This is a genomic window from Sinomonas cyclohexanicum (assembly GCF_020886775.1).
In the GTDB taxonomy this organism is placed as follows: domain Bacteria; phylum Actinomycetota; class Actinomycetes; order Actinomycetales; family Micrococcaceae; genus Sinomonas; species Sinomonas cyclohexanicum.
Genome location: NZ_AP024525.1, coordinates 4,090,665 through 4,116,546 on the forward strand (window position 1 = coordinate 4,090,665; position 25,882 = coordinate 4,116,546).

Below are 25,882 nucleotides of genomic sequence, written 5' to 3' on the forward strand. Positions count from 1 at the left end.
GAAAAATGATTCTTGAAAGGAAAATGGCATGACACTAGCGGTGGCAGCCCTGTCCCACGCTCCATCCTTCGGAAATGTCGACCCCGGTGGCCGCACTTTCGCCGAGATCGAGTCTGCAATCGACGAGGTCAAGGCGTTCGTGAAGGACTACGATCCCGAGGTCGTCGTCGTCTTCGGCCCAGACCACTTCAACGGCCAGCTCTACTCGCTCATCACGCCGTGGGCGGTGGGGGCCCAAGCTGAAGGCGTCGGCGACTACAACACCACCGAGGGCCCACTCCCGGTGGACAGCGCCGCTGCCCGCGCCCTGCACGCCCACGTGCTCGAGCAAGGGATCGAGATCGGCCGCTCAGAGCGTATGAAGGTTGACCACGGGGTCGTTCAACCGCTCGACTTCGTGTTCGGCAAGGACTTCGCGCAGCCGATCGTCCCGGTGTTCGTGAACTCGCTCGGCATGCCGCTGACCCCGATGCGCCGGGTCCGTGAGATGGGCGAGGCCTTCGGCAAGGCGGCCCAGGCGCTCGACAAGCGGGTGCTCTTCGTCGCCTCCGGAGGCATTTCGCACAACCCACCGATCCCACGATGGGAGGGTGCCCCCGGAACCATGCAGGAGCGTCTCATTGCGTACGCCCCCACCCGCCAGGAGCGTGTGGAACGCGAGCAGAAGATCGTCCAAGGAATCCAAGCGATCGCGGACGGCAACGCCCCGAGCGATCCCTTGAACGAGGAGTGGGACCGGCTGCTCCTGGACACGTTCCGCTCGGGGGACCTGAGCGAAGTGGACGGCTGGGCGAACGACTGGTTCTTGGCCGAGGGCGGATCGGCCGCGCATGAGATGCGGAGCTGGATCGCAGCCTATGCCGCGCTCTCCACGGCCGGGACGTACCGGGTCGCCGTCGACCACTACTGGCCGGTGAAGACCTGGGGCGCCGGCTTCGGCATCCAGGCCGCGATCACGGTGGCTCCGTGAGCGCCCCCGCATACGCCCCCGTCCCTGGCCAGGGCCCTGAGCCGGTCACCTTCTGGGAGGCCGTCGCGGATCTTCCCCACCGGCTGGAATACGTCCAGGTCGGAGCGTGGCGCACCCGCGTGCTGCACGTCGGCCACGGCGAGCAGACGATCGTGCTGCTCAATGGCACGAGCGGACACATCGAAGCCTTCACGCAGAACATCCGCGCCCTCGCGGCCCGCTACCACGTCATCGGCTACGACTACCCCGGGCACGGATTCACGACCCTGAGCGACCACGACCTCGAGATCCCCGAGTACGAGGCACACCTGCTGGCACTGCTCGACGCCCTCGGCCTCGACCAGGTCCACCTCATCGGAGAATCCCTCGGCGGCTGGATCGCGATCAAGTTCGCCGCCCATCACCCCGAGCGCCTGCGCACCATCGTCCTGAGCGCTCCCGGGGGCCGGGTCGTGGGCGAGCAGCGGGTCGACCGGGCCCAGTCGGTGAGCGCACAGGCAGTCGCCGACCCCAGCTATGACAACGTTAGGAAGCGACTCCAGGTCGTCATCCACGACCCGGAGAAGATCACCGACGAGCTGGTGAAGGTCCGCCAGGCCATCTACTCGCAGCCGGGGTTCGAGGAATCCATGCGCCACATCTCCGTGCTGCGCCAACCCGAAACGCGCTGGCGCAACCGTGTCACCGTCGAGGACTACGCGGCGATTCCGGTGCCGGCGCTGCTGGTCTGGACGGACCACGAGCCGACGGGCGGCCCGGAGGTCGGCGAGCAGCTGGCGGCGGCCATCCCCGATGGCGAGTACCTGCTCGTGACCGACGCCGCCCACTGGCCGCAGTGGGAGGGCTCCGATGCCTTCAACGAGCACACGCTCGACTTCCTGAGGAGGAAAGGGTGACCAGCACTGCGAGCGAGCAGACCATCGAGGAGATCGCCGACGAGATCTACCTCGCCCGCCGCGGGACGTACACGATCGACTACGTCAGCCCCCGCCTGCCCGACCACGACCTCGAGTCCGCATACCGTATCTCGGAGATCGTCGCCGCCCGCCGCGAGGCCGAGCTCGGCGTGAAGCGCGCAGGCCGCAAGGTCGGGCTCACCAACCCGCTCGTCCAGCAGCGCGTCGGCGTCTTCGAGCCGGACTACGGGATCATCCACGACGACATGGTGTTCCCCTCGGGCGCCAGACTGGCCCAGTCGCGCTTCAACTTCCTGCGCATCGAGGCCGAAGTCGCGTTCGCCTTGAAGGAGGACATCCTCGACACCCGGCTCGAGGCCATCAGGGAATCGATCGACTACATCACCCCGGCGTTCGAGATCGTCGACTTCCGCTTCCCCGGCAACGTCGGCGCGATCGTGGACACCATCGCCGACAACGCCGGGTGCGGGGGGCTGGTGCTCGGCGAGGAGCGACACGCCTACGGTGAGGTCGACCTGACGGCCGCGGAAATGGTCATCACGACCGCCGAGGGCCTCGAGATCACCCGCGGGATCGGCAGCAACGTGCTCGGCGACCCGATCAACGCGGTCAAGTGGCTCGCCGAGACCGCGATGCGCATCGGACAGCCGCTGCGCGCCGGCGAGCTGCTGCTCTCCGGCTCGATCGGCTACATCGAGCCCTGGCCAGCCGACGTCGAGTGCATCGCCACCATCACAGGACTGGGCCGCGTGACTGCGACCCTTGACTCGAACAGCTAAGGACAGACCGATGACAGAGAGAACATACGGCGTCGACATCGAGACCCGAATCGAGATCGAGCAGCTCATCTCCGAACTGCTCTACCGCCTCGACCACAACCAGGCCGACACCACCTGGGAGCTCTACGCCGAGGACGCCGTCACCGAAGGACCGCTGGGCACCATGAACGGCCGCGAGGCGATCAGGGCCTGGGGAGCAAAGCGTGCCCAGCAGACCGACGTCGTCGGACGGCACTTCATCGGCGGGATCCGTCTGGCCTGGGAGAACGGGGTCCTCACCGGCACCGTCACGTACCTGACCTTCCGCGATGCCGCCGAGGACGTGCTCAAGCCCGCGAGCGTCGGCGAGTTCCGCGAGCAGTACCGCAAGGTCGACGGCGGGTGGTGCTTCGCGCGTCGCGAGATCGTCCCGGTCTTCGGAGGCGCGAACGCGGCAGCGCACGCGAAGCGCCTCGCCGAGGCCGCAAACGCGGGGCCACGGTGAAGCAGGCTGCCCTGGCATCGGGGCCGCACGCCCCCGCGCTGCTGCACCAGGCGCTCGCATCGCAGGCCGTCGCCGAGTTCGTGCTGTCGTCCGGCTACAACGGCGTGATCGTAGACCTGCAGCACGGCGAGATCGGACTCGACGACGCGTGCCGGATGCTTCGCGCGATTCCCCGCGAGCAGAGCGAGTACGCCTACGCCCGGGTCGGCGCCATCGACGCCGCGGCGATCCTAAGGCTCCTGGACTCCGGTGCACGCGGCATCATCGCACCCACGGTGGAGACGGCGGAGCAAGCTTCCCGGCTGGTCGCCGCCACGAAATACCCACCGCTGGGCAGCCGCAGCCTCGGCCCCTCCCGCCCCGCCCTCTACCCGGGACACGACTACACAGCAGCCGGCAACCGCGCCGTCTCTGCGGTGGTCCAGATCGAGACACGCGCAGGACTCGAGAACGCCGACGCGATCTTCGCGGTCGAGGGAATCGACTCGGTGTACATCGGGCCAGCGGACCTCGCCGTGAGCTACGGACTTCCCGGCCGCGGCGACTGGGCCGACGGTCCAGTGCGCGACGCCATCATCGAACTGTCCGCGAAGGCCCGCCTCGCGGGCCTCACCCTCGGAATCTACTGCGCCTCCGCCGAGTATGCGAGGGAACTCCTCGACGACGGGCTGGTCGACTACGTCGGCCTCGGCATCGACCTCGTATTTCTGAACACCATGGCACGGTCTGCTATCAAGGCGCTAAGGAGCGAACAATGGGCTACGACACCGACGTCGTGATCATCGGGGCGGGCCCTGTCGGCCTGACTCTGGCCAACCTGCTCGGGCTGCGTGGGATCGACGTCGTCGTGCTCGAGGCGGGCCGCGAATTGATCGACTACCCGCGAGCGGTGGGCATCGACGACGAGGCCATGCGGGTCATGCAGGGCATCGGCCTGGTCGAGAAGGTGCTGCCGCACACGGTGCCCGACCAGCAGATCCGCATGGTCAATGGACGGGGAAAGGTCATCGGTGTCATCGACCCGACAACCCGGGTCTTCGGCTGGCCGAGACGGAACGGCTTCGTCCAGCCTCTCGTCGACCGGGTGCTGCTCGACGGCCTGGACCGCTTCGCCAACGTCCGGGTCCAGTTCGAGACCCGGATGACGGAGCTGAGGCAGGACGGCGAAGGCGTGACCGTACAGTGCCGCGCGCCCGAGGGAGAGCGCGCGGTCCGCGCGAAATGGGTGGTGGCGGCCGACGGCGGGAGCTCAGGCACGCGAAAAGCGCTCGGCATCACCTTCGAGGGAGAGACCCGCAAGACCCCGGGCCTGGTCATCGACGTCGCGAACGACCCGATTGGCACGCCCCACGCCGTCTTCGGTGGCGACCCGAAGCGCGGGTGGGCCACGCTCTCGCTCCCGCACGGCATCCGCCGCTGGGAGTTCAATGTCCTCCCGGGCGAGGAAGACCGCGCGGAAACGGATGCCTTCGTCCACGAGATGCTCGCCGAACACGTCTCTGATCCGAGCTCTCTGGACATCATTCGGCGAAGGGTCTACACCTTCAACGCCCGGATCGCCGGAACCTTCCGGAAGGGTCGAGTGCTGCTGGCCGGTGACGCCGCCCATGTCATGCCCGTGGTCGCCGGCCAGGGCTGGAACTCCGGCATCCGTGACGCGGTCAATCTCGGCTGGAAGCTCGCCGCCGTGGTCGACGGCCGTGCGGAGGCCACACTTCTGGACACCTACGACCAGGAGCGCCGGGACCACGTCGCGGCCATGATCGGCCTGTCCCTGAACATGTCCCGGCTGATGACGAACCGGAGCCGCCTGGCCTCGGCCGCGCGCGACCTCAGCGCCGCAGTGATCTCCAAGCTGCCGAAGCTCAAGGCAAAGGTCTCGTCGCAGGGCTTCAAGCCGATGCCGCAGTACGGACGCGGCGTCGTCGTGCCGTCGTCGCTCCCGCACTCGAAATCGGTGCCGGTCACCGCCGACTCTCCCCTCTCGGTCGGCACACTGTTCCCACAGCCGCGGGTCCGCACCGCGGACGGGGCCGAGAAGCTGCTCGACGACGCGACCGGTACCGACTGGCGCGTCATCGTGTGGAACAACGACCCGGCCGCGCTCATCTCCTGCTCCACTGCGGAGCTGCTGCCTCTCCTCGGCGCCACGCTCGTGCACGTCGTGCCCGCTGCGCAGCTCCCTTGGGCGACCTCGCACGCGGCCGCCGGTGTCACCGTCGTCGGTGACCCTGCAGGGGAGGTGAAGCGCTGGTTCGATGCTCGGCCGTTCTCCGCGCTCGTGGTCAGACCCGACCATGTGATCGCAGCGGAGTGCCTGGCCCAAGAGCTCGATGAGACCCTGCAGAAGGTCCTCACCGCGGCCCGCGTCATTCGGCCGGCAGCAGCCGACCTCGCCCCAGGACCAGAGGCGGCCAGTCTCGCCGGCCTGACCACTGACGCCCCGGAAGCCGCAGCGGTCGGCTGAGCTCGCAGATCCGTGCCCCACAACCAGGGCGGACCACAACGTGTTCGGCTGCCGCGGCTTCAGGGCCGTCGGCCGGCGGCTGCCTGGGACCCCCCCGTGGTGCAAGCCCGTGGACCAGATGTGCTGCGACGACCGGAATGCGATCCCGACCTAGCTCGACCAGCAGGGCGTGCTGCAGATGCCCAAAGCGGATCGACCTGTCGCAGCTCTGCTGGAGATCTCGCGGGCGACGGCGTATTCGTACCTCGGCGAGGCGCCGAGCTCAGAGCCGGCTACTAGGCCGCGTCGTCGAGGAAGGTGACGCTGATTCCGCTGGCCTTGAACAGGCCGGTGAGCATTGATTTGGTGTTCTCCGCAGCGCGCTTTCGAAGTTCCGAGTCCTCGGCGGCCGCGGCCAGCTTGCTTTCAGCGAGCTTGTAGAACTGAGCTTGTTGGGGCGTCTCCATTGCATCCGCAATCCGGTCGAGGACCCCGCGGTCCTGCGAGAAGACATAGGACCGGTCGTGGTCAAGGTTCGGCTTGTCGAGCTGCGCCTTCGGCAGCCTCACCGTTGCTGACTTGCCGTCAGGGGAGAGCACCACATCCTGGCCCGCGATGCCAGCGAGGTCGACATAAGCGTCGACGGTGCCCGCCGCGACAAACAGCGTTCGCCGGCCCGCAATGACAGAGGGAACCCAAGTCACGTTGTCTTCGATGTCGACCACCACCTGCAGGTTGCCGACAGCAGCGTGGTACTCGCTGATGTCGTTGATCGACTTCAGAAGTGCCGGCTGGCTGCGGTCGACCTGTTGCGGCTGGAACGGATTCAATCCAGACGCATTGGCCACGAGAAGCCCGGCAAGTGCCACGCCGATCACGATCGTCGCAGCGCGCCAGAGTAACGAAATCATCGAAGCCCCCTCAGCCCCTGAAACGCCCGGGATCCTCACCGTTCTTCTCAGGAGGGCGCTCACAGGCTGATTCGGCCCAACTGTAGCGCAGGCAGCGCCCGGCCCTGTGCCGGTGAAGTGCTCCGGAACGACCGCAGTGGGGACGGCGGGGCCACCGAAGCCAAGGCCGCCCGCCTCTGCCACGGATATATGTCGCAAGAGACGGCGCCACCGAAGCGCACGACGGCGGGGGCCCACCGCCGTCGTGCGCTGGCAGCTACGCGGACACCGACTCGCGCTTGGCGAGGGTACGGCCGAGACCTGCCCTCTCTTTGTCCCGATTCACCATCAGGCCGAGGAGATCGAACACCACGGTTGCCGCGGCGAGGGTGGTGATGTCCGCATGATCGTAGGCCGGTGCCACCTCGACCACGTCCGCGCCGACGATGTTGATGCCGTTGAGCCCACGGAGCAGGGCCAGGAGCTCCCTAGAGAGCAGACCGCCCATCTCCGGGGTCCCGGTGCCCGGGGCGTGCGAGGGGTCGAGGACGTCGATGTCGATGGAGACGTACACCGGGGTGTCGCCCAAGCGTTCGCGGACCTGCGCAACGGCGGCCTGGACGCCCATGACGTCCAGGTCGGAGCACCGGATGATCTGGAACCCGAATTCGTGGTCCCGCAGGAAGTCCTCGCGGTCATATACGGGGCCACGGATGCCCACGTGCATCGATTTGTCCTGCACGAGGAGGCCTTCCTCGAAGGCCCGGCGGAACATGGTGCCGTGCGTCACGGGCTGGTCGAAGTAGGTGTCCCACGTGTCGAGGTGGGCGTCGAAGTGAAGCAGCGCCACGGGGCCGTGTACCTTGGCCAGCGCCCGGAGCATCGGCAGTGCGATCGTGTGGTCCCCGCCGATCGAGATGAGCCGCTTGTCCGGGCCGAGCAGCGGCAGGGCCTGCTCCTCGATCTCGCGCACGGCCCGGGTGATGTCGTACGGCGTGCAGGCGATGTCCCCGGCGTCAACCACCTGGACTTCGGTAACCGGCTCGACGTCCAGCTCCACGTGGTAGCCGGGCCGCAGGAGGCGGGAGGCCTCGCGGACCGCGGCGGGACCGAAGCGAGCGCCTGGGCGGAAGGAGGTGCCGCCGTCGAACGGGACGCCGACGATCGCGATGTCATAGTCCGGCACGCGGTCGATCTGCGGGAGGCGAGCGAACGTCCCGAGCCCGGCGTAGCGGGGCACCTTGGTGGCGTCGACGGGTCCGATGGGGCGATGGGTAGTCATGCTGATTCCTTACTTGGTGTGGGCCAGCTGGGCCGGGCGGTCGCCGGCGGTGAGCTCGTGGAGTGACTTGTTCGCAGTCTCGGGCGCCAGGAGGAAGGTGGCGACGAGCCCCACGAGGGAGATGACGGCGCCGATGAGGAGCGATCCCGCGGCGCCGAAGGACACGATCGCCACCGGCATGAGGTACGTGCTCGCTGCGGAGCCGACACGGCTGATCGCGGTGCCGAAGCCGACGGCGGTGGCGCGGATCTCGGTGGGGAACAGCTCGTTCGGGTAGACGACCTCGAGGAAGCTTGAGGCGCCCGAGGCGAGGGCGAATACCGCGAGGGCCAGGAATAGCGGTGCGGCGCTCACGTTCGGGATGAAGGCTGGGATGGCCAGGGCCACGACGATGATGCCGAACGACCAGAGGAGGAGCCGCCGTCGGCCGATCCGCTCGACCAGCCACAGGCCCGGCACCCCGCCGACCACGAAGATCATGGAGATCAGGAACGAGCCGCCGTAGAGATTCGCGTCGCCCGTCAACCCGAAGGACGCCATCAGATCCGGGGCGAAGGTGTAGACGGCGAAGAGCGGGATCACCTGCGCAGTCCAGAAGATCGCGACGAAGAGGGTGCGCTTCCAGAAGCGGCCGCGGAAGATGTCCGCGAACGTGCCGGGACGCGCCTCGGCGGCGGGCTCGGAGCTGATGTCTGTGATGTCGTACTGCGGCCCGTAGACCTTCTTGACGACGGCGCGCGCCTCCTCGCGCCGGCCGCGCGAGAGGAGCCAGCGGGGTGACTCGGGCGTGCCGAGACGGCAGAGCAGCGTGATGACCGCGAAGACGGCTGGGCTCGCGACCATGATCCGCCACGCGTCCGGGCCGGCGTCCTTGAGGAGGAAGCCGACGGCGAAGGCCGTCGCGGCGCCGATCGCCCACACGACGAACGTGGCGCCGAGGAACCTGCCGCGGACCTTGCGCGGGAGGAACTCTGCAAGCAGCGAGGTGGCGATCGGGTAGTCGGCGCCGATGGCCATGCCGAGGAGGAGCCGGCAAGCCACGACCTGCCAGACTTCGGTGGCAAAGCCGTTGAGCACCGAGAAGATGGCCAGCGCCAGTAGATCGGCGATGTACATCTTGTGCCGGCCGATCTTGTCGGTGAGGTACCCGAACACGGCTCCGCCGAAGAAGATCCCGATCAGGCTCGCCGCTCCGATGAGGCCGATCTCCGCCACGCTCAGGTGGAGGCCGGGGGTCATCGTGATGAAGGCGATGCCGATGATCGAGAGCGCATACCCGTCGATGAACGGCCCACCGGAGGCGAAGAAGGTGAGCTTCTTGTGGAACGTGGTCAGCGGTGCGTCGTCAATGAGGTTGGTGGTTGCGGTCATGGCAACCCTCTCTCGTGGTGCTCGTCATCGAGCTGGGGATCGGACCCTTCAAGCATGGGTGAGCCGCGTCACGCCCGGTATCGACAGGTTCCACAACGCGTAAGATTTGTTTATACGAACGTCTAACCGCGCGTGCAGGGAGGCCGCCCATGGCGATGACTGTCTCCGAGCTTCTGTCCGAGCCGCAGCTGGGACTCGGACTGGTGGCGGGAGCGGCAGGAGTGGGCAACCGCATCACGTGGGCGCACACCTCGGACCTCCCCCGACTCTGGGAGTGGGTCACGGGCGGCGAGCTCATGATGACCAACGGGCTCTCCATACCCGCCGACCCAGCGGGGCAGGTCGAGCTCGCCGAGGGCCTGGTCGCGGCGGGGGCGAGCGCCCTCGCGATCGGTGAGAAGATGCACGCGCCGGAGCTCACGGCCGAGTTCCTCGCCGCATGCGACACGCTCCCGCTGCCGGTCCTCTCCGTGCCGTTCCCGCTGCCGTTCGTGGCAATCTCGCAGGCGGTTGCCGAGTCGTCGCTGCTCGAGGAATCGCGGCGGCTGCGCCAGGTCGCGCGGATCTATGACCTCCTCCGGCATGTCGAAACGGCCGAGGACCCGTGGCCGCGGCTCGCCGGAGCGGTGGAACGGGAGCTGGACGCGGACCTCTTTGTGCTCGACGCCGACTGCGGGGACCCCTGGCATCCGCAAGGCTCAGTCCTGCCGCGGGACCTCGAGGCGGAGATCCGCGGGCTGGTCCGCGCCTACCGCGATTCCACGCGCACGTACCAGTGGAGGAAGGCGGCGGACCGCGACGTCCTCATGATGGGCATTCCTACCCACAAGGACGCGATGCTCGTGGTCCTCCCGCGGTCGGAGCCGCACCCGGACACGGTGGTGCTGCTCCACGCCGCCTCGGTCCTCGGGCTCGAGCTCGCCCGCGCCCTCCTCGGCGTGGAGGAACGACGGCGGGCCGGCGCCGAGTTCCTCCTCCAGGCGTTCGAGGGCCGCTTCGGGGCCTCAGAGGTGGAGGAGCGACTCGCTCACTTCGGGTTCCGAGCGGGCCGCCTCGTGGTCGTCTCGCTCGAATCCGCCGAGCCAGCGGACCTCGCGCAGGTCCATGTGGCCCTGTGGCGGCACGGAGTAGACGCGGTGAGCGCGGGCGCTGGCAACCGGCTGCAGCTCGCGGTGCCCGAGGGCACCGCCCGCGAGATGCTCCTGCACGCGGCGCCCCCGCGCGCTTCGATGGGCCTCAGCTCGCCCCGCACTCCCTCCGAGCTGCGGCGCGCACTCCAGGAGTCCCTCTGGGCGCTGGGCACCGCGAAGGGCTCGGGCGAGCGTCTGGTCCCGTACACCGAGGGCCGCGCGTGGCTCGGCTTGGGCAGCCTCGAAGAGGGGCAGGCCCTCGTGGACCGTATCCTCGGGCCGCTCCTCGACCACGAGCGCGGCAGGGAGCCGGACCTCCTCAACACCCTCGTGGCGTACCTCGAGTGCCAGCGCTCGTGGCAGAAGACCGCGGACACGCTATTCGTCCACCGGCAGACCATCATCTACCGGATGCGCAGAGTCGCCGAGCTGACCGGCCTTGACCTCGCCGAGACGTCGTCCGTCGCGCAGCTCTGGTTCGCGCTGCAGATCCGGAACGCGCTCGAGGAAGACGGACCGCTGCGCGCGGGGGCGTAGGTGGCGTGGCGGGTCACGCCACGGGGCCCGGCTGCGAGGTGGTCCTGCATGACCTCTCGGCGCCGGATGTGGACCTCGGCCACACGATCGCGGCGATCGAGAACGGGCACGTGACCGGGCGCGAGGTGGGCGGCCCGTCGTCGAGCCTCGGCGCCGGCGTGCTCCACAACCAGGGCGCGGACCACAACGCGTTCGGCTACCGCGGCTTCACCGCCGACGGCCGGGAGCTGCGGTGCTCCTCCGTCTACTTCCGCAACTCGGCCGGGCGCATCATCGCCGCACTCTGCATCAACTTCGACGTCAGCACCATCCAGCGCCTGCAGTCCCTCCTCCAGGGCCTGCTACCGGCGGCCGCCTCGGACTCCCCCGAGCAGCCGAACGAGTTCTTCGGCCGCGACCTCGTGGCGGTCATGGACGCGATGGTCACCGAGGCCATCCGCGAGGTCGGCAAGCCCGTGGACCAGATGAGCCGCGACGACCGCATCGCCATCCTGACCAAGCTCGACCAGCAGGGCGTGCTGCAGATGCGCAAGGGCATCGACCGCGTCGCCGCACGCTTGGGAATCTCGCGGGTGACCGCGTATTCGTACCTCGATGAGGCGCGGAACCACGACGCGGACGAGTGACGGCGACGCGGCACACTGCCGTCACTACGGCTGCTCCTCCTCGACCCACGCTTGATGTCCGCCCGAACGGCTTGCGCGTGTTGGCCACTACGTTGTCGGCATCGGTCTGGGTCAGGCTGTGGGATTCGGACAGAGTTCTGACAGCGTCCTGCTCCGACAACTCGTAGGTAACATGGTGGTCATTCTCCCCCGAATCCTTAGTCCCCATCGGGCTCTTGTGAAGTGTGCTGATGACCCCTCGGCGGCTCGTACCGAGGGATCGTGCCCTTGTCGGCATCGCGTGCGTCCAGTGGAGAAGGTGCTCATCCTGGCGGGACTAAAAGTGTGCGGAAGGAGTGCGGGCGGGTGATCGTTCATGGGCCTGCGCGGACCAGCGCAGTATGTCCCCGGCCGAGGAGTCATCCTCTCCAGCCGGTACCTAGCCCAGCGCGAACCCCTGCAGATCAAGAGTCCAGCGACCAGACGGTCGGTACAGCAGCTCGCGACGACCGAGCAGAGTTGATGCCGAGAACCTGATGGATTTCTCCATCCCCTCACATTCGCCTGGTGGCCCCCAACCGCAAGGACCCCTCATGAACGAGGTCCGTGACCATCGAATCAGCACAGGCGCAACGGACCATGGCCCGCCAGCCCGTTCTTGAAACTGCGCAGGTCACTCCCTCTGTCGGAGCGGGTTTAACTCTGACACCGCCCGGACGTCTCGTCGCTAGTAAAGTAATTGGCAGCGAGGCTTCGGTGGGTCCAGGATCTGGTTGGCCCGCCTTCCGTGGTGGCGCGGGTTGAAGTGGGGGATTGATGCGGCAAGCATGGCGACTCATTCGGACGGACCACTCTGAGCTCGTCCAGGACGTTGCAGACGGCAAGCGGTTCGTTTGGCTCGGTTCAGGAATATCTCGGGACCAGGTACCGGATCTGGTGGAGCTTCTTGCCCGCGTTCTCCACTTCCTGCGTGACAGGGCCGCCTCAGGTGAGGCTGACGCAGAAGAACACCGGACAGCGCTCATGGAGATCCTACGCGAGTACCTGCCGGCGGAGTGCTCACAGTACGAAGCTGACCGAGTGAACTGCGAGCCAGCCGGGCTAGATCAGCTCCGTGACAGGTACAGCCGGGTGCTCGGCGTGGGCGTCGAAGGAAAGCCCACCGATTATCTGTTGATCGAGGGGGCTGGCCTGCCCGAGCTATACGGAGGACCTGACCTCCGGCCCGGACCAACCCATAAGCTCCTCGCAATGCTCGTATCGGAGGGTGTTGTCACAAATCTCGCTTCAGGCAATTGGGATACTCTGGTCGAGAAAGCCCTCTTGGAACTTTCTGCAACTGACTCGCTTCTTGACGTTTATGTAGACGTAAACGATCCGCGCACCGGACGTGGTCACGCTGAAATCGCCAAGTTCCACGGTTGCGCAGGACTCGCACGAACTGATGCGCGCCGCTATCGCGACAAGATCATTGCCACCCCCGCTCAGATAAGCCAGCTGCACGGCGACCCTTCGTTTGCCCATATGACAGAGCACCTCCGTGATTTAGCTACCCGTATGCGGTCGCTGGTGCTGGGCCTATCGGTGCAGGACAGCGACCTGCTCGCCATCTTCACCAGCGCGACGTGCAGGAGCCCGTGGAAATGGGAGCCGAACCATCCCGCCTATCTGTTCGCAGAACCTAGAGTACTGGCCAGTCAACGGAACGTCCTCCAAGTCGCATACGGGGAGGACTTCGGTCGCTCACGTGCCACCATAATTGAGCGATCGGCCATTGGAGCATATGCAGGCCCGGTGGTTGCGGCGATTCTGATTGAAGTTTTGGCCGCAAAGCTCGCCGTGTCGATTCAGCGCCATCACGCACTACCGGTCGACCTCCTATCGGAACTCGAATGCGGGATTCGTCGTCTTGTATTGCGCATTATTGCGGCGTTTGGTCAGGACGAAGAATCGATGGCCGCCTTTTTCCTCGGAGCTTACTCCGACTTCATCCGGGCCTATCTGGGAACGACGACTGTAGGCGCGGCAAAATACCTTCCGTTCGCTCGGGGCACGACAACCTCGCTTGAAGCAGACATCTCGGTCGTCGGAATGGGAATCGACTTGCTAGCGATAGCGATTGGGCTGCTCGGTCTCGGCGAGGATCGAGGAAAGTGGCGCGCCACACTCGTCGACGAACAAATGGGCAGTCGCATCAGGCTGTCGCGTCAACGCAACAAGACAGGGCCAGTTGTAATCGTCGTGCGTGGCGCCCGCGAGGCAATTGCCATGATGGAGAACGATGACTGGATCGCTGGTCGTGAGGACATGACACTGCTCCAGATGGATTTCGGGGCGGCGGCAGCGTCAAAACGCTCACCCGGCGGCCGAATCGGGAGAGGACGGGGCGCCAGAGCACGTCGTGTGTTGATGTGGGCCGAGATCTCCGACTCGGTCCAGAGCGTTGAGGAGCTTATGGTGCGATTTGAGACTGGAGTCGGGCTGTGACACGACAACCTACCGCGGACGTTCTGAGAACCCAGACGATGGCCTTGCTCCTGCAGAACGGATACGTGGAGCTGCCATCGAGGGTTGCAGTCGGTGAAATCGAGCTCGAGGTGCCCGGTCTCTGGGAAGGCCCACCGGACAGCCTGGATCTATCCCTTGTGGCGGATCGGCCCACCTCACGGGAGGCAGCCTTACGGCTCTATTGGCTCGTGCAACGACTGACCCATGCATTAGACGCGGCAACATCACGCCGGACCGTGACGGTGATACTGGTCGGCTACCAATCATCTCCGCAAGCGATGAACGAGTTATTGGAGTTTGCACGAGTGCTGATAGTGGACGGCTCATTGCCAAGCGAGCGGATGCTGGGGCCGATCCTGCGTCTGCGTCTTCCGAGTACAGCCACCTCACAACTCGACGGCATAGCGGAGGTCGCTGAAGCGATGAGCAACAAGCCCGCTGCTCGCGAACTTCAAAGACTCATCGAAGGGGCGAGTGCAGGTGCCACCGTGGTCAGCGACCGTTACAGGGCGTGGATCGAGGAATCGTTCTCAAGTCATCGGAGCGCTGATGCCTGAGCCCCGCCTTCAAGAGCTTGTCGTAGAGAACTTCCGAAGCATCTCGGGGAAGTGCGTAATCCCCCTCGACGGATCTATCACGCTCATTCACGGCGCGAATGGGGCTGGAAAGACTAGCCTACTAAGTGCAATCGAACTCGCCGCAACAGGTCGGGTAGGCTTTCTGGACGAACAAATCGGGGATGCGCGTGCACTTCTGCGCAACCACGACTATCCCCTCGGACGCGTTCGCCTATCCATCACCGACACTCGCGCAGGAAGCCGGATAGGCGCATTCGAACTGAACGCTGAGGAGGTAACCGGCCAGCCAGCGCTGAGCTCGTCAGAGACGGCATATTTCCTGGAGCGCAGCTTCTTGCCTCAAACCGCGCTCGGGCGACTGCTCGAGTCGTATACGGAGACAGGTAAGCAGGTGGATACCGCCCTCGTACGATTCGTGAAATCGCTCGTTGGTCACGACGACCTCGACGCGCTGATAGACGGACTTCATGCCGCCGGTGATTTGCGCAGAAGTCGAAAGGCTGTCCCGTCCTGGGCTCGAACCTCAGAAGAGGTCGGCTCTATTCAGCAGAATAGACAGCGTATCTTAGATGAGCTCGACCTTGCGCGAGCCCAGCTCAGAACGACAGTCGAAGTCCTACAGACCCTGATGGGCGCCTCAGATGACATGCCGGTCGACGAACTCCTCCGAGCCGCGGTCGAGCAGGGGCGGAACTCGGAGGGGAGCCGAGCCAATCTGGCTGATCTGGAGCAGCTGCAGGCCAAAGTAGACGCGATCGCTAGTTTGAGACGCCAGCTTGCACTGCCCGAGTCTACTTCAAACAACCGCCTCGTTCTGAGTCTGGCCGAGGAAGCCCTTTCTGCTTACCGCGCGTGGGAGTCCGGGCCGGGAGCGGCCGCGCTATCGGAGCTCAATCGGATTCGTGAAGAGTCGCTACATCTAGCCGTTGTTGGGATGTCCCAATTGGGGGATGCGTACGCAGAGAGCCTCGAGAGTGCAACTGCGGCCTCGCGTCGGCACTCTGAAGCTGTCGCCGCCGACCAAGCGAGACTTGAAAAGATCGGCGCTCTGGAACACCGAATCGAAGAACTCGGTGAAAGCATCGAATCCACTGAGAAAGATGCGGACTCGATCGACGTCCCTACGGATGTTCGGGTTCTGATTCAGATTCTTGAGCTGGCGATTCCGATGGTAGATTCTCAGCGCTGTCCTCTGTGTGATCAGCAGTTCACAGAACCTGGCACTCTGGAGGATCATCTGGCCTCAAAACTTGCGCGCCTCAGCGCGGGATCGAAACAACTCATTGCGTTCGAACGCGAGCTGAATTCGCTTCGCTCACAACGCCAGGATGCTGTGGGGCAGGTAAGTCTGCTGAAGAGTCTGCCTGTGTCCGCGGTCGGGAGTCCACTCGATGAGGTGATCCGCAGGCTCAATGCCTTGGGCGATTCCGTCGCACAGGGCGCTCGGCTGCTGCGGGACGTTCAGTCGACGCAGGCTAGGTCCGCAGAACTTGCAGCGCGCGATGCTCAGCGCTTGGTTATGCGGGAACGCGTCGACCAGGTTTGCAGAGCGTTGGGCCTCTCGGCGTCCGACGTCGCCGCTCAAGCCCCGGAGGAGACATTCGGAAGCGAGATCGTCGCACGCATTCAGAAGGTCCGCTATGCCGAGCTCGAACGAGCGCGCGAACGCGAGGCGCGCGAAGCAGTCGAGGATTCACTTCGCGACGTAGAACGGTTGGAGCAAGCCTGCCGGGAGGAAGAACGGAAGGCATCAAGACTCCAAACGCAGTTGTCGACCGCGGAGTCAAGGATGATGAGCTCGCGGGAGCTTCTGCAGGTTTCAGAGCAGATACGATCCAAGCTGATAAATCAAGTATTTGATCAGTCGCTCAATTCCTTGTGGGCTCAGCTCTTCAGCCGCTTCGCTCCGTCTGAGAAATTTACGCCCCGTTTCGTGAAGCAAAGATCCGCAAGTCGCTCAGTAGATGTGCAGCTCGAAACCGCACTTCCCGATGGAAGAACATCGGGTAGCCCTGGCGCAATGCTTAGCTATGGGAACACGAACTCGGCGGCCTTGGCACTATTTATGGCTTTGCACCTCTCGGCGCCACCGGAGCTTCCCTGGCTAATCTTCGACGATCCGGTTCAGTCGATGGATGACATCCATGTGGCGAACTTCGCAGCGATTGTGCGGCAACTAGCCTTCGCGCACGGGCGGCAGGTCGTAATCGCAATTCATCAGCCGGAACTGTTCGACTACCTCGCCCTTGAGCTGGCCCCGAGCACCAGCGACCATTCCTTGGTACGGGTTACGCTGGATCGTGGCGCTGAAATGACTAGCGCGCGGGTCGAGCGTATCGATTTTGCCCGCGAGTCGCTCTTACATCGGGCTCTTTGACTTCCCACCACCAATGCCGCCCATCCCCGGTCAAGTCCTTTTGAGTGGTGTATGTGCTCCGGTGATCCCTCGGTGGGTTATGCGGTGAGGGTGTGGAGCTCGGCGGTGGGGTCCTCCTCTTCGGGGTCGGGTTCGCCGACGCGGCGTGCGTGGGTGAGGGCGTCGAGGCCGAAGTAGCGGCGCTGTTCGGCCCATTCGTCGTGCTGCTCGGCCAGTACGGCGCCGACGAGGCGGGTGATGGAGTCCCGGTCGGGGAAGATGCCCACGACGTCGGTGCGCCGGCGGATCTCGCGGTTGAGCCGCTCGTTGGGGTTGTTCGACCAGATCTGGCGCCAGATGGACTTCGGGAATGCGGTGAACGCCAGGATCTCCTCGCGGGCGTCCTCGAGGTGGGCGAAGGCCTTGGGGAGCTTGTGCTCGAGGGTCTCCTGAGTTTGGTCACTTTGCGGTCGGTTTCGAGAGGACTGCCTGCTGACCTGCGGTAACGCTGTCGCGGGAGCGGTTCTGAGGCACTAATTGGTGCTCTACTGTGGTGGCTGTGGCATGGATTCGGCGGGTTCGGACGGCCTCCGGGGCGACGGCCGTGCAGATCGCCGAGTCCGTCGACGGGCGGCGGCGGATCGTGGCCCACGTCGGCTCGGCCCATACCGAGGCTGAGCTCGGGCTCCTGGTCGAGCGGGCGCGGGAGCTGCTGGACGACCCCGGCCAGGGCGAGCTCGACTTGGGCCTGGCCCCTGCTGCGCCCAGGACTGCACTGATCGGCCCGCCCGGGGAGCCGGCGCTCTTCGAGAACCCGGGGACACCGGTGCCAGGGCGATCGGCGGTTGCCCCGCCACGGGTGGTCGCCACCGCCTCACGGGTCCTCTTCGACACGCTCGCGGCGGTGTTCGACGACCTCGGCTTCGACGCCCTCGCCGACGAGGTGTTCCGGGACCTGGTGGTCGCCCGGATCGTGGAGCCGACCTCCATCCTGGACACCGCCCGCGTGCTGGGCGACCTGGGCGTGCGCCCGGCGAGCGAGAAGACGATGCGGCGCACCCTGTCCCGCGCGCACAGGGGCAGCTACCGGGACCAGATCGCCAGGGCGTGCTTCGAGCACGCCGCGGCCAGCGGCGATGTCTCGCTGTGCCTGTACGACGTGACGACCCTGTACTTCGAGGCCGAGAAGGAAGACGGGCTGCGGAAGGTCGGCTACTCCAAGGAACGCCGGGTCGACCCGCAGATCGTCGTCGGCCTGCTCGTGGACCGGGAAGGGTTCCCGCTGGAGATCGGCTGCTACGAGGGCAACAGGGCCGAGCAGACCACGATCATCCCGATCGTGAAGCAGTTCCAGGACAGGCATGGCATCGGGGACATGGTCGTGGTCGCCGACGCCGGCATGCTCTCCGCGGCCAACCTCACCGCGCTCGAGGAGGCGGGCCTGCGCTTCATCGTCGGCTCCCGCGCCGTCAAGGCCCCGCTGGACCTGGCCTCCCACTTCCGCTGGCACGGCGACGCGTTCACCGACGCGCAGGTCATCGACACCATCACGCCCAGGACCGGCCGGCGCAGCGAGAACAACGAGCTCCTGCGCGCCGAACCCGTCTGGGACCCCGAGACGCACCCCGGCTCCTGGCGGGCCGTGTGGGCCTACTCGGCCAAGCGGGCCGTGCGGGACGGCAAGACCCTGACACTGCAGGAGGACCGCGCCCGGGCGGTCATCGCCGGCGAGAAGGCCGCCCGCGCCCCGCGGTTCGTCAAGACCAGCGGCGACGGGCACACCCTGGACGAAGCCGCCCTGGCCCGCGCCCGCCGCCTGGTCGGGCTCAAGGGCTACGTGACCAACATCCCCGCGCACCTCATGCCCGCCGGCGAGGTCATCGCCTCGTACCACGAGCTCTGGCATGTCGAGCAGTCCTTCCGGATGTCCAAGACCGACCTCGCCGCGCGACCCATGTTCGTCCGCACCCGCGACGCGATCGAGGCCCACCTGACCATCGTCTTCACCGCCCTCGCAGTCTCCCGCGAGGCCCAGACCCGCACCGGCCTCGCGATCCGCAACATCGTCCGCCAGCTCAGGCCCCTGCGCTCAGCCACCGTCGCCTCCAACGGCACCACCCAGACCATCGCGCCCCACATCGACCCCGACCGGCAGGCCATCATCGACGCCCTCACCACCGGGAAATCTCAGGCACTAAGCAAATGACCAAACTCAGGTCGAGGTGGGCGAAGGCCTTGGGGAGCTTGTGCTCGAGGGTCTCCAGGACGCGGTCGAACTGGGCGTGCACGGCCTCGGCGTCGGGCTGGTCGAAGACGGTGCTCAGGAGCGTCTTGACCCAGGGCCAGGAGCTCTTGGGCGTGGTGGACATGAGGTTGGCGGCGTAGTGGGTGCGGCAGCGCTGCCAGGCGGCGCCGGGCAGCGTCGCCCCCGTCGCGGCGACCAGACCGGCGTGGGCGTCGGAGGTGACCAGCTTGACCCCGGTCAGGCCCCGGGCGACGAGGTCGCGGAAGAACCCCAGCCAGCCGGCTCCGTCCTCGGCGGAGCTGACCTGCAGGCCAAGGACTTCGCGGTAGCCCTCGGCGTTGACCCCCGTGGCGACCAGGACCGCGACCTTGACCACACGCCCGCCCTCGCGCACCCGCATGGTCAGCGCGTCCGCGGCGACGAAAGTGTATGGGCCCGCATCCAAGGGCCGGGTGCGGAAGGCCTCGACCTGGGCGTCCAGGTCCTTGGCCATCTCCGAGACCTGAGACTTGGACAGGCCGGTGATCCCGAGGGTCTGGACGAGTTTCTCCATCCGCCTCGTGGAGACGCCCAGGAGGTAGCAGTTGGCCACCACGGTGGTCAGGGCTGCCTCGGCACGGCGGCGCCGCTCCAGCAGCCAGTCCGGGAAGTACGACCCGGCCCGCAGCTTCGGGATCGCGACGTCGATGGTGCCGGCGCGGGTGTCGAAGTCACGGTGCCGGTACCCGTTGCGCCGGTTCACGCGCTCCGGGCTGGCGGTGCCGTAGGAGGCTCCGCAGACCGCGTCGGCGTCTGCGGAGAGCAGTGCGTTGACGAACGTCCTCATCATCTCCCGCAGCAGGTCCGGAGAGGCCTGGGCCAGATGCTCTTCGAGGAAACGGGCAGGATCGATACTGTTGGGTGCGACGGTCATCGCGGCAGTCCTTTCGAGTCGAGGTAGAAGACTTCTCGAAGGATCACGCGGTGACCGTCCTCGTCCTACGACGACACGCTCACCGGGAGCCGTACACCACTCTGCCGGACGCTACTCCCATCCCCCGCCGCTTGCGACGGTGGAACTCGCGGCGCAAACCGGGTTTCCTCGTACGAGCGACCACCGCAAGCCGTGCTGTGGCAGCATCTGTCTTCAGCACCAAACGTCCAACCCGCTTCCACTCAGTGGAAGGTGAGCCGGCACACTCCCCGGTGATCAGGACCACACTGGATCCAGACGCACAGGCCCGGCCCCCGCCGAGCCGGAGGCCACCAGATCAAGGAGTGCTGATGTCACTGGAGACTCAGGGAACCGGCTGCCCGTTCGGGTTCGGCGCCGAGGCGGGCACCGACACAGGTACGGCGCCCGCTGGAGCTGGCCACGCGCCGTCGTCCGCCCCGGCCGCAACGCACGGCGCCACCCACCACGGCTACGAGCCGTTCCAGATGAAGAACCCCTTCCCTGCGTACGCGGCGCTCCGCGCAGAGGAGCCGGTCATGTGGGACGAGCGGATCGGCATGTTCGTGGTCACCCGCTACGACGACATCAAGGCCGTCTTCGACGACTGGGAGACCTTCTCCTCTGAGAACGCCCAGGCCCCCGTCCGCAAGCGCGGCCCGCAGGCCACCCAGATCATGAATGAGGGCGGCTTCACCGCCTACTCGGGCCTCTCGGCCCGCATCCCCCCGGAGCACACCCGCATCCGCGGCATCGTCCAGAAGGCCTTCACCCCGCGCCGGTTCAAGGTCCTCGAGCCCTTCATCCGCCAGAACGTCGCCGACCGCCTCGACGCGATGATCGCGAAGGGGACGGACCACGGCGAGATCGTCAAGGACCTCGCCTACGAGGTTCCCACGATCACCATCCTGACCCTCATCGGCGAGGACATCAGCCGCATCGACGACTACAAGCGCTGGTCCGACTCGCGCGCCGCCATGACGTGGGGCGACATGACGGACGAGGAGCAGATCCCGCACGCCCACAACCTCGTCGAGTACTGGCAGGCCTGCCTCGCGCTCGTCGCCAAGGCCCACGCCGAGGGCGGCGACAACCTCGTCGCTGACCTTGTCCAGGCCCAGAAGGATGGCGCCGAGATCTCCGACCACGAGATCGCCTCGGTCTGCTACAGCCTCCTCTTCGCGGGCCACGAGACCACGACGACGCTCATCTCCAACGCGGTCCGCCTCCTCGCCGCAGACGCCACAGTCTGGGCCCAGCTCGTCGAGGACCCCAAGAAGATCCCCGGCGCCATCGACGAGGTGCTCCGCTACTCGGGCTCGATCGTCGCCTGGCGCCGCAAGGCCACGAAGGACGCCGAGATCGCCGGCGTGAAGATCCCCGAGGGCTCCGGCGTCCTCCTCGTGATGGGCTCCGCCAACCGCGACGAGTCCAAGTTCGAGGACCCCGAGCTCTTCGACATCGCCCGCCCCAACGCCCGCGAGCACCTCTCGTTCGGCTTCGGCATCCACTACTGCCTCGGCAACATGCTCGCCAAGCTCCAGGCCAAGATCGCCCTCGAGGAGATGACGGCAAAGCTCCCCCACCTCACCGTGGACGATCCGGAGAGCATCGAGTTCCGCGAGAACCTCTCCTTCCGCGTCCCGATCGCGGTGCCGGTCAGCTGGACCGAGTGAGCAGGACCCAATGAGCGCAACCACCATGGAGACCACGACAATGCAGGACACACCAGCGATGCAGGACACCGAGTACATCCAGTTCTTCGACGGCGGCACCGAGCCGACGCTGGCCAACCTCGGCGGCAAGGGCGCCTCGCTCGTCACCATGACGTCCGCGGGCATGCCCGTCCCGCCCGGATTCGTGGTGACCACCGCCCAGTTCGACGCGTTCATGCACGAGGCCGGCATCACCGACCACATCCACGCGCTCCTGGCCGGCCTCAACCCGGACGACGTCGCCGAGGTCGACGCCGTCTCCGCCACCATCCGTGCGGACATCGAGTCCCGCCCCATCCCGGCCGAGGCCCGCGCCCAGACCGTCGCCGCCTACGACGCCCTCCAGTCCCGCTTCGACACCCCCGTCCCGGTCGCGGTCCGCTCGAGCGCGACGGCGGAGGACCTGCCCGACGCGTCCTTCGCCGGCCAGCAGGACACCTACCTGTGGCTCGAGGGCTTCTCCGCGGTGGGCGAGCACATCCGCAAGTGCTGGGCCTCCCTCTACACCTCCCGCGCCATCATCTACCGCCTCAAGAACAACATCCCCAACGAGGGCCTCTCCATGGCGGTCGTGGTGCAGAAGATGGTCAACGCGAAGGCCTCCGGCGTCGCAATCACCATGGACCCCGCGAACGGCGACCGCTCCAAGATCACCATCGACGCGAGCTACGGCGTCGGCGAGATGGTCGTCTCCGGCCAGGTCACCCCGGACAACATCCAGCTCGACAAGGTGACCCTCACGATCGTCTCCGAGCACCTCGGCGACAAGCACGCCGAGCTCGTCCCGGACCTCGCCGCGCGCCGCCTCGTGGAGCGCGAGGTCGACGCCGAGCGCCGCTCCCGCCGCTGCATCACCGACGCGCAGCTCACCGCAGTGGCCACCCTGGCCAAGCGCGCCGAGAAGCACTACAAGTGCCCGCAGGACATCGAGTGGGCCCTCGACGCGGACCTGCCCGACGGCGAGAACCTCCTGCTCCTGCAGGCCCGCCCCGAGACGGTCCACTCCTCCAAGCCCAAGACCGAGCCGACCCCCACCGTCCCGGCCGGCCCCGCGGCGTCGTCCGGCTTCAGCTGGAACTCCGTCAAGCTCTTCGCCTAGCCCCACCCCGCCCCCTCCCCCGAAGAAACACGAAGACAGGACACACCAATGTCGATGAAGTCCTTCCCGAAGCCCTCCGAGCTCCCGGTCCCCGCCGGGGCCGAGGGCTGGGAGAAGCTGTACCCCTACTACCTCGTGTTCCAGGACAAGCTCAAGGAGCAGGAGGACGCCAAGTTCTGGTTCTGCGACTCCCAGCACTGGCCCACCGTCTTCAAGCCGTTCGAGACGATCGGCGGCGAGTTCGCGGTCAAGTGTCTGGGCCAGTACAACGCCCGCCACCTCATGATCCCCAACGCGAACGGGATCGAGTTCCGCATCCACCTCGGCTACCTCTACATGAGCCCCATCCCCGTGCCCGAGGACCAGATCCCGGCCCGCGTGCCGCTCTTCGAGGAGCGCGTGGGCTACTACTTCCAGAACTGGCCGCGCCTGCTCGAGCAGTGGCACACCAAGGTCAAGGGCACCATCGACGAGATGGAGAAGATCACCTTCGCCAAGCCCCCGGCCGTGGTGCCGATCGAGGACATCCACTCCGGCAAGGCCATGGACGGCTCCGAGGTCCTCATGGACAACTACGACCGCCTCATCCAGCTCGCCTACCAGAACTGGCAGTACCACTTCGAGTTCCTCAACCTCGGCTACATCGCCTACCTGGACTTCTTCAACTTCTGCAAGCAGGTCTTCCCGAACATCCCGGACCAGTCCATCGCGACGATGGTGCAGGGCGTGGACATGGAGCTGTTCCGCCCCGACGACGAGCTCAAGGGCCTCGCCGCCCTCGCCGTCGAGCTCGGCATCCAGTCCGCCTTCGAGAACGCGGACGACGCCGACGCGACCCTGAGCGCAATCCGCGCCTCCGAGGGTGGCGAGCACTGGATCACCCGGTGGGAAGAGGCCCACGACCCGTGGTTCAACTTCACCGTGGGCAACGGCTTCTACGGCCACGACAAGTACTGGAACGAGCACCCCGAGATCCCGCTCAACTACATCAAGGACTACATCTCCCGGCTCGACGCCGGGCAGGAGATCCTCCGCCCGGTCGAGGCGCTCATCGCCGAAAAGGAGCGGATTGTTGAGGAGTACCGCGAGCTGCTCGACGGCGACAACCTCGCCGCGTTCGACGGCAAGCGGGGCCTTGCCGCCCAGTGCTACCCGTACGTGGAGAACCACAACTTCTACATCGAGCACTGGACCATGGGCGTGTTCTGGCGCAAGATCCGCGAGCTCTCCCGCATGTTCCACGCCGAGGGCTTCTGGACCCAGCCGGACGACCTCCTCTACCTCTCCCGCAACGAGGTCCGCGACGCCCTGTTCGACCTCGTGACCTGGTGGGGCGTGGGCGCCGCCGAGCCGATCGGCCCGAGCTACTGGCCCGAGGAGATCGAGCGCCGCCGCGCCATCGTCGACGCGCTCAAGACCGCCCGCCCGGCCCCCGCGCTCAACACCCCTCCCGCCTCGATCACCGAGCCGTTCACCCGCATGCTCTGGGGCATCACCACCGAGCAGGTCCAGCAGTGGCTGGGCGAGGGCGAGGCCGTGGAGGGCGGCGGCCTGCGCGGCATGGCGGCCTCCCCCGGCGTCGTCGAGGGCCCGGCGCGCGTCATCATGGACGCCGACCACCTCTCCGAGGTCCAGCAGGGCGACATCCTCGTCGCCCCCGTCACGGCGCCGTCCTGGGGCCCGATCTTCGGCAAGATCGCCGCGACCGTCACGGACATCGGCGGCATGATGAGCCACGCGGCCATCGTGTGCCGCGAGTACGGCCTCCCCGCCGTCACCGGCACGGGCTCTGCCTCGACGACGATCGTCACCGGGCAGCGGCTCCGCGTCGACGGGACGAAGGGCACGGTCGAGATCCTCGACGCTCCGGTTGTCGAAGGACCCGGCGCCCACTCTCACGAGCACGGTGAGCCGGCGCATGTCTGAGCTCCACACCCAAACCCAGTCCCCCCGGCTCGCGCTCATCACGGGCGCGGCCGGGGGCCTGGGCCGGGCCTTCGCCCTCGGCTTCGCGTCCCGCGGCTACAAGCTGGCCGTCGCGGACGTGAACGCCGCCGGCGCCGAGGAGACCGCCCAGATCCTGCGCAGCCAGGGCACCGAGGCGCTGGCCCTCAAGGTCGACGTCACCGACGTCGCGTCCACCGAGGCGATGGCCGCGGAAGCCGCCGAGTTCGGCGGAGGCCGCATCGACGTCGTCGTGAATAACGCCGCGATCTACGCGACGGTGACCCGCAGCCCGTTCGAGGAGATCGACCCGGCCGAGTGGGACCTCGTGATGGGCGTGAACCTCAAGGGCCCCTGGCTCGTGACCCGCGCGGCCAGCCCCTACCTGGGCGACGGCGGGCGCGTCATCAACCTCTCGAGCGCCACGATCTACTCCGGCTCCGAGCAGTGGGCCCACTACGTGGCGTCCAAGGGCGGGGTCGTGGCCCTGACCCGGGTGATGGCCAAGGAGCTCGGCAAGCGCGGCATCACGGTCAACGCGATCGCCCCCGGCTTCACGCTCACCGAGGCCAGCTACGGACTCATGGAGAACGCCGCGACCTACGGCGTGGACCGCGGCTCCATCAAGCGGGCCAGCCAGCCCGAGGACATCGTGGGCGCCGCCCTCTTCCTCGCGAGCTCAGACAGTTCCTACATGACCGGCCAGACCCTCGTGGTCGACGGCGGCCGGCAGTTCATCTAGACCTCACGCACCCACCAGGAGCAGCGAACATGACCACCACCGTCCACTACACCGACGCGGAGGGCACCGTCCGGGACATCGAGGGACGCCCCGGCGACTCCGTCATGGAGACCGCCGTGCGCAACGGCGTGCCGGGGATCGTCGCCGAGTGCGGCGGATCGCTCTCCTGCGCCACGTGCCACGTGTTCGTCCGCGAGGACTGCCTCTCCGAGCTCCCGCCCATGGAGCCCATGGAGGACGAGATGCTCTACGGCACCGCCGTGGACCGCGAGGAGAACTCCCGCCTCTCCTGCCAGCTCAAGCTCACCGAGGGGATGGACCTGTACGTGACCACCCCGGAAACGCAGGTGTGA

At 66.7% G+C, this 25,882-nt stretch carries 20 protein-coding genes and 3 pseudogenes; 18 read left to right on the forward strand and 5 right to left on the reverse strand.

Going from position 1 to position 25,882, the window contains the following annotated elements:
* The first annotated feature begins 28 nt into the window (after positions 1-28).
* The 7 genes and pseudogenes from SCMU_RS19210 to SCMU_RS21075 all read left to right on the forward strand — a co-directional run.
* Positions 29-970: a 3-carboxyethylcatechol 2,3-dioxygenase gene (locus SCMU_RS19210; RefSeq protein ID WP_229230677.1), complete on the forward strand. Its 942-nt coding sequence runs from the start codon at positions 29-31 to the stop codon at positions 968-970.
* On the forward strand, positions 967-1,866 hold the full coding sequence (locus SCMU_RS19215; RefSeq protein WP_229230678.1) for an alpha/beta fold hydrolase: 900 nt from the start codon (positions 967-969) through the stop codon (positions 1,864-1,866). The genes SCMU_RS19210 and SCMU_RS19215 overlap by 4 nt, the downstream gene beginning before the upstream one ends.
* On the forward strand, positions 1,863-2,666 hold the full coding sequence (locus SCMU_RS19220) for a 2-keto-4-pentenoate hydratase (protein WP_229230679.1): 804 nt from the start codon (positions 1,863-1,865) through the stop codon (positions 2,664-2,666). Before SCMU_RS19215 ends, SCMU_RS19220 begins: the two co-directional genes overlap by 4 nt.
* Positions 2,667-2,676: 10 nt before the next feature.
* A complete protein-coding gene (locus SCMU_RS19225; protein ID WP_229230680.1) occupies positions 2,677-3,150 on the forward strand; it encodes a nuclear transport factor 2 family protein in 474 nt (157 codons plus the stop codon).
* Positions 3,147-3,929: an HpcH/HpaI aldolase family protein gene (locus SCMU_RS19230; RefSeq protein ID WP_229230681.1), complete on the forward strand. Its 783-nt coding sequence runs from the start codon at positions 3,147-3,149 to the stop codon at positions 3,927-3,929. Before SCMU_RS19225 ends, SCMU_RS19230 begins: the two co-directional genes overlap by 4 nt.
* Positions 3,905-5,617, forward strand: a complete 1,713-nt coding sequence (mhpA, locus tag SCMU_RS19235; RefSeq protein ID WP_229230682.1) for a bifunctional 3-(3-hydroxy-phenyl)propionate/3-hydroxycinnamic acid hydroxylase MhpA — start codon at positions 3,905-3,907, stop codon at positions 5,615-5,617. The genes SCMU_RS19230 and mhpA overlap by 25 nt, the downstream gene beginning before the upstream one ends.
* A gap of 166 nt (positions 5,618-5,783) precedes the next feature.
* Positions 5,784-5,918: pseudogene (locus SCMU_RS21075) on the forward strand (hypothetical protein); the annotation flags it as partial.
* Here SCMU_RS21075 and SCMU_RS19240 read toward each other — a convergent pair.
* The 3 genes from SCMU_RS19240 to SCMU_RS19250 form a co-directional block, all read right to left on the reverse strand.
* Positions 5,893-6,507 (reverse strand): DUF4230 domain-containing protein, encoded by a 615-nt coding sequence (locus SCMU_RS19240; protein WP_229230683.1) that lies wholly within the window; start codon positions 6,505-6,507, stop codon positions 5,893-5,895. The pseudogene SCMU_RS21075 and the gene SCMU_RS19240 overlap by 26 nt on opposite strands.
* A gap of 256 nt (positions 6,508-6,763) precedes the next feature.
* The gene (speB, locus tag SCMU_RS19245; protein WP_229230684.1) at positions 6,764-7,768 is read right to left on the reverse strand and encodes an agmatinase; all 1,005 of its coding nucleotides are present in this window, start codon (positions 7,766-7,768) and stop codon (positions 6,764-6,766) included.
* 9 nt (positions 7,769-7,777) lie between these two features.
* Positions 7,778-9,139 carry an MFS transporter gene (locus tag SCMU_RS19250; protein WP_229230685.1) on the reverse strand — a complete coding sequence of 454 codons (1,362 nt, stop codon included), beginning with the start codon at positions 9,137-9,139 and terminating at the stop codon, positions 7,778-7,780.
* Positions 9,140-9,288: 149 nt separating this feature from the next.
* Here SCMU_RS19250 and SCMU_RS19255 point away from each other — a divergent pair, with 149 nt between their 5' ends.
* The 5 genes from SCMU_RS19255 to SCMU_RS19275 all read left to right on the forward strand — a co-directional run bounded on the left by SCMU_RS19255 (position 9,289) and on the right by SCMU_RS19275 (position 16,874).
* Positions 9,289-10,806, forward strand: coding sequence for a PucR family transcriptional regulator (locus tag SCMU_RS19255; RefSeq protein ID WP_229230686.1), 1,518 nt, complete (start codon positions 9,289-9,291; stop codon positions 10,804-10,806).
* Between the two features lie 5 nt (positions 10,807-10,811).
* Positions 10,812-11,432, forward strand: a complete 621-nt coding sequence (locus SCMU_RS19260) for a helix-turn-helix transcriptional regulator (protein ID WP_229230687.1) — start codon at positions 10,812-10,814, stop codon at positions 11,430-11,432.
* A gap of 915 nt (positions 11,433-12,347) precedes the next feature.
* Positions 12,348-13,898, forward strand: a complete 1,551-nt coding sequence (locus SCMU_RS19265; protein WP_229230688.1) for an SIR2 family protein — start codon at positions 12,348-12,350, stop codon at positions 13,896-13,898.
* Positions 13,899-13,936: 38 nt separating this feature from the next.
* Positions 13,937-14,476 (forward strand): M15 family metallopeptidase domain-containing protein, encoded by a 540-nt coding sequence (locus SCMU_RS19270; protein WP_229230689.1) that lies wholly within the window; start codon positions 13,937-13,939, stop codon positions 14,474-14,476.
* Positions 14,469-16,874 carry an AAA family ATPase gene (locus SCMU_RS19275; protein WP_229230690.1) on the forward strand — a complete coding sequence of 802 codons (2,406 nt, stop codon included), beginning with the start codon at positions 14,469-14,471 and terminating at the stop codon, positions 16,872-16,874. The genes SCMU_RS19270 and SCMU_RS19275 overlap by 8 nt, the downstream gene beginning before the upstream one ends.
* A 77-nt stretch (positions 16,875-16,951) precedes the next feature.
* On the opposite strand, the pseudogene SCMU_RS19280 reads toward SCMU_RS19275, so the two are convergent.
* Positions 16,952-17,320 (reverse strand): annotated as a pseudogene (locus SCMU_RS19280) (transposase); the annotation flags it as partial.
* A 92-nt stretch (positions 17,321-17,412) separates the two neighbouring features.
* Here SCMU_RS19280 and SCMU_RS19285 point away from each other — a divergent pair.
* Entirely contained in the window at positions 17,413-19,059 is a 1,647-nt protein-coding gene (locus tag SCMU_RS19285) for an IS1634 family transposase (protein ID WP_229229687.1), read from the forward strand.
* 10 nt (positions 19,060-19,069) lie between these two features.
* On the opposite strand, the pseudogene SCMU_RS19290 reads toward SCMU_RS19285, so the two are convergent.
* Positions 19,070-20,011: pseudogene (locus SCMU_RS19290) on the reverse strand (IS256 family transposase); the annotation flags it as partial.
* Between the two features lie 350 nt (positions 20,012-20,361).
* On the opposite strand from SCMU_RS19290, the gene SCMU_RS19295 reads away from it, so the two are divergent.
* Genes SCMU_RS19295 through SCMU_RS19315 form a run of 5 tightly spaced genes read left to right on the forward strand, consistent with a single transcriptional unit; the run spans position 20,362 to position 25,882 of the window.
* Positions 20,362-21,705 carry a cytochrome P450 gene (locus SCMU_RS19295; protein WP_229230691.1) on the forward strand — a complete coding sequence of 448 codons (1,344 nt, stop codon included), beginning with the start codon at positions 20,362-20,364 and terminating at the stop codon, positions 21,703-21,705.
* Positions 21,706-21,715: 10 nt separating this feature from the next.
* Positions 21,716-22,843 carry a PEP/pyruvate-binding domain-containing protein gene (locus SCMU_RS19300; protein ID WP_443020180.1) on the forward strand — a complete coding sequence of 376 codons (1,128 nt, stop codon included), beginning with the start codon at positions 21,716-21,718 and terminating at the stop codon, positions 22,841-22,843.
* A gap of 48 nt (positions 22,844-22,891) precedes the next feature.
* Positions 22,892-24,769, forward strand: coding sequence for a PEP-utilizing enzyme (locus SCMU_RS19305; protein WP_229230692.1), 1,878 nt, complete (start codon positions 22,892-22,894; stop codon positions 24,767-24,769).
* Positions 24,762-25,529 (forward strand): SDR family NAD(P)-dependent oxidoreductase, encoded by a 768-nt coding sequence (locus SCMU_RS19310; protein ID WP_229230693.1) that lies wholly within the window; start codon positions 24,762-24,764, stop codon positions 25,527-25,529. Before SCMU_RS19305 ends, SCMU_RS19310 begins: the two co-directional genes overlap by 8 nt.
* A gap of 29 nt (positions 25,530-25,558) precedes the next feature.
* Positions 25,559-25,882, forward strand: coding sequence for a 2Fe-2S iron-sulfur cluster-binding protein (locus tag SCMU_RS19315; protein ID WP_189694476.1), 324 nt, complete (start codon positions 25,559-25,561; stop codon positions 25,880-25,882).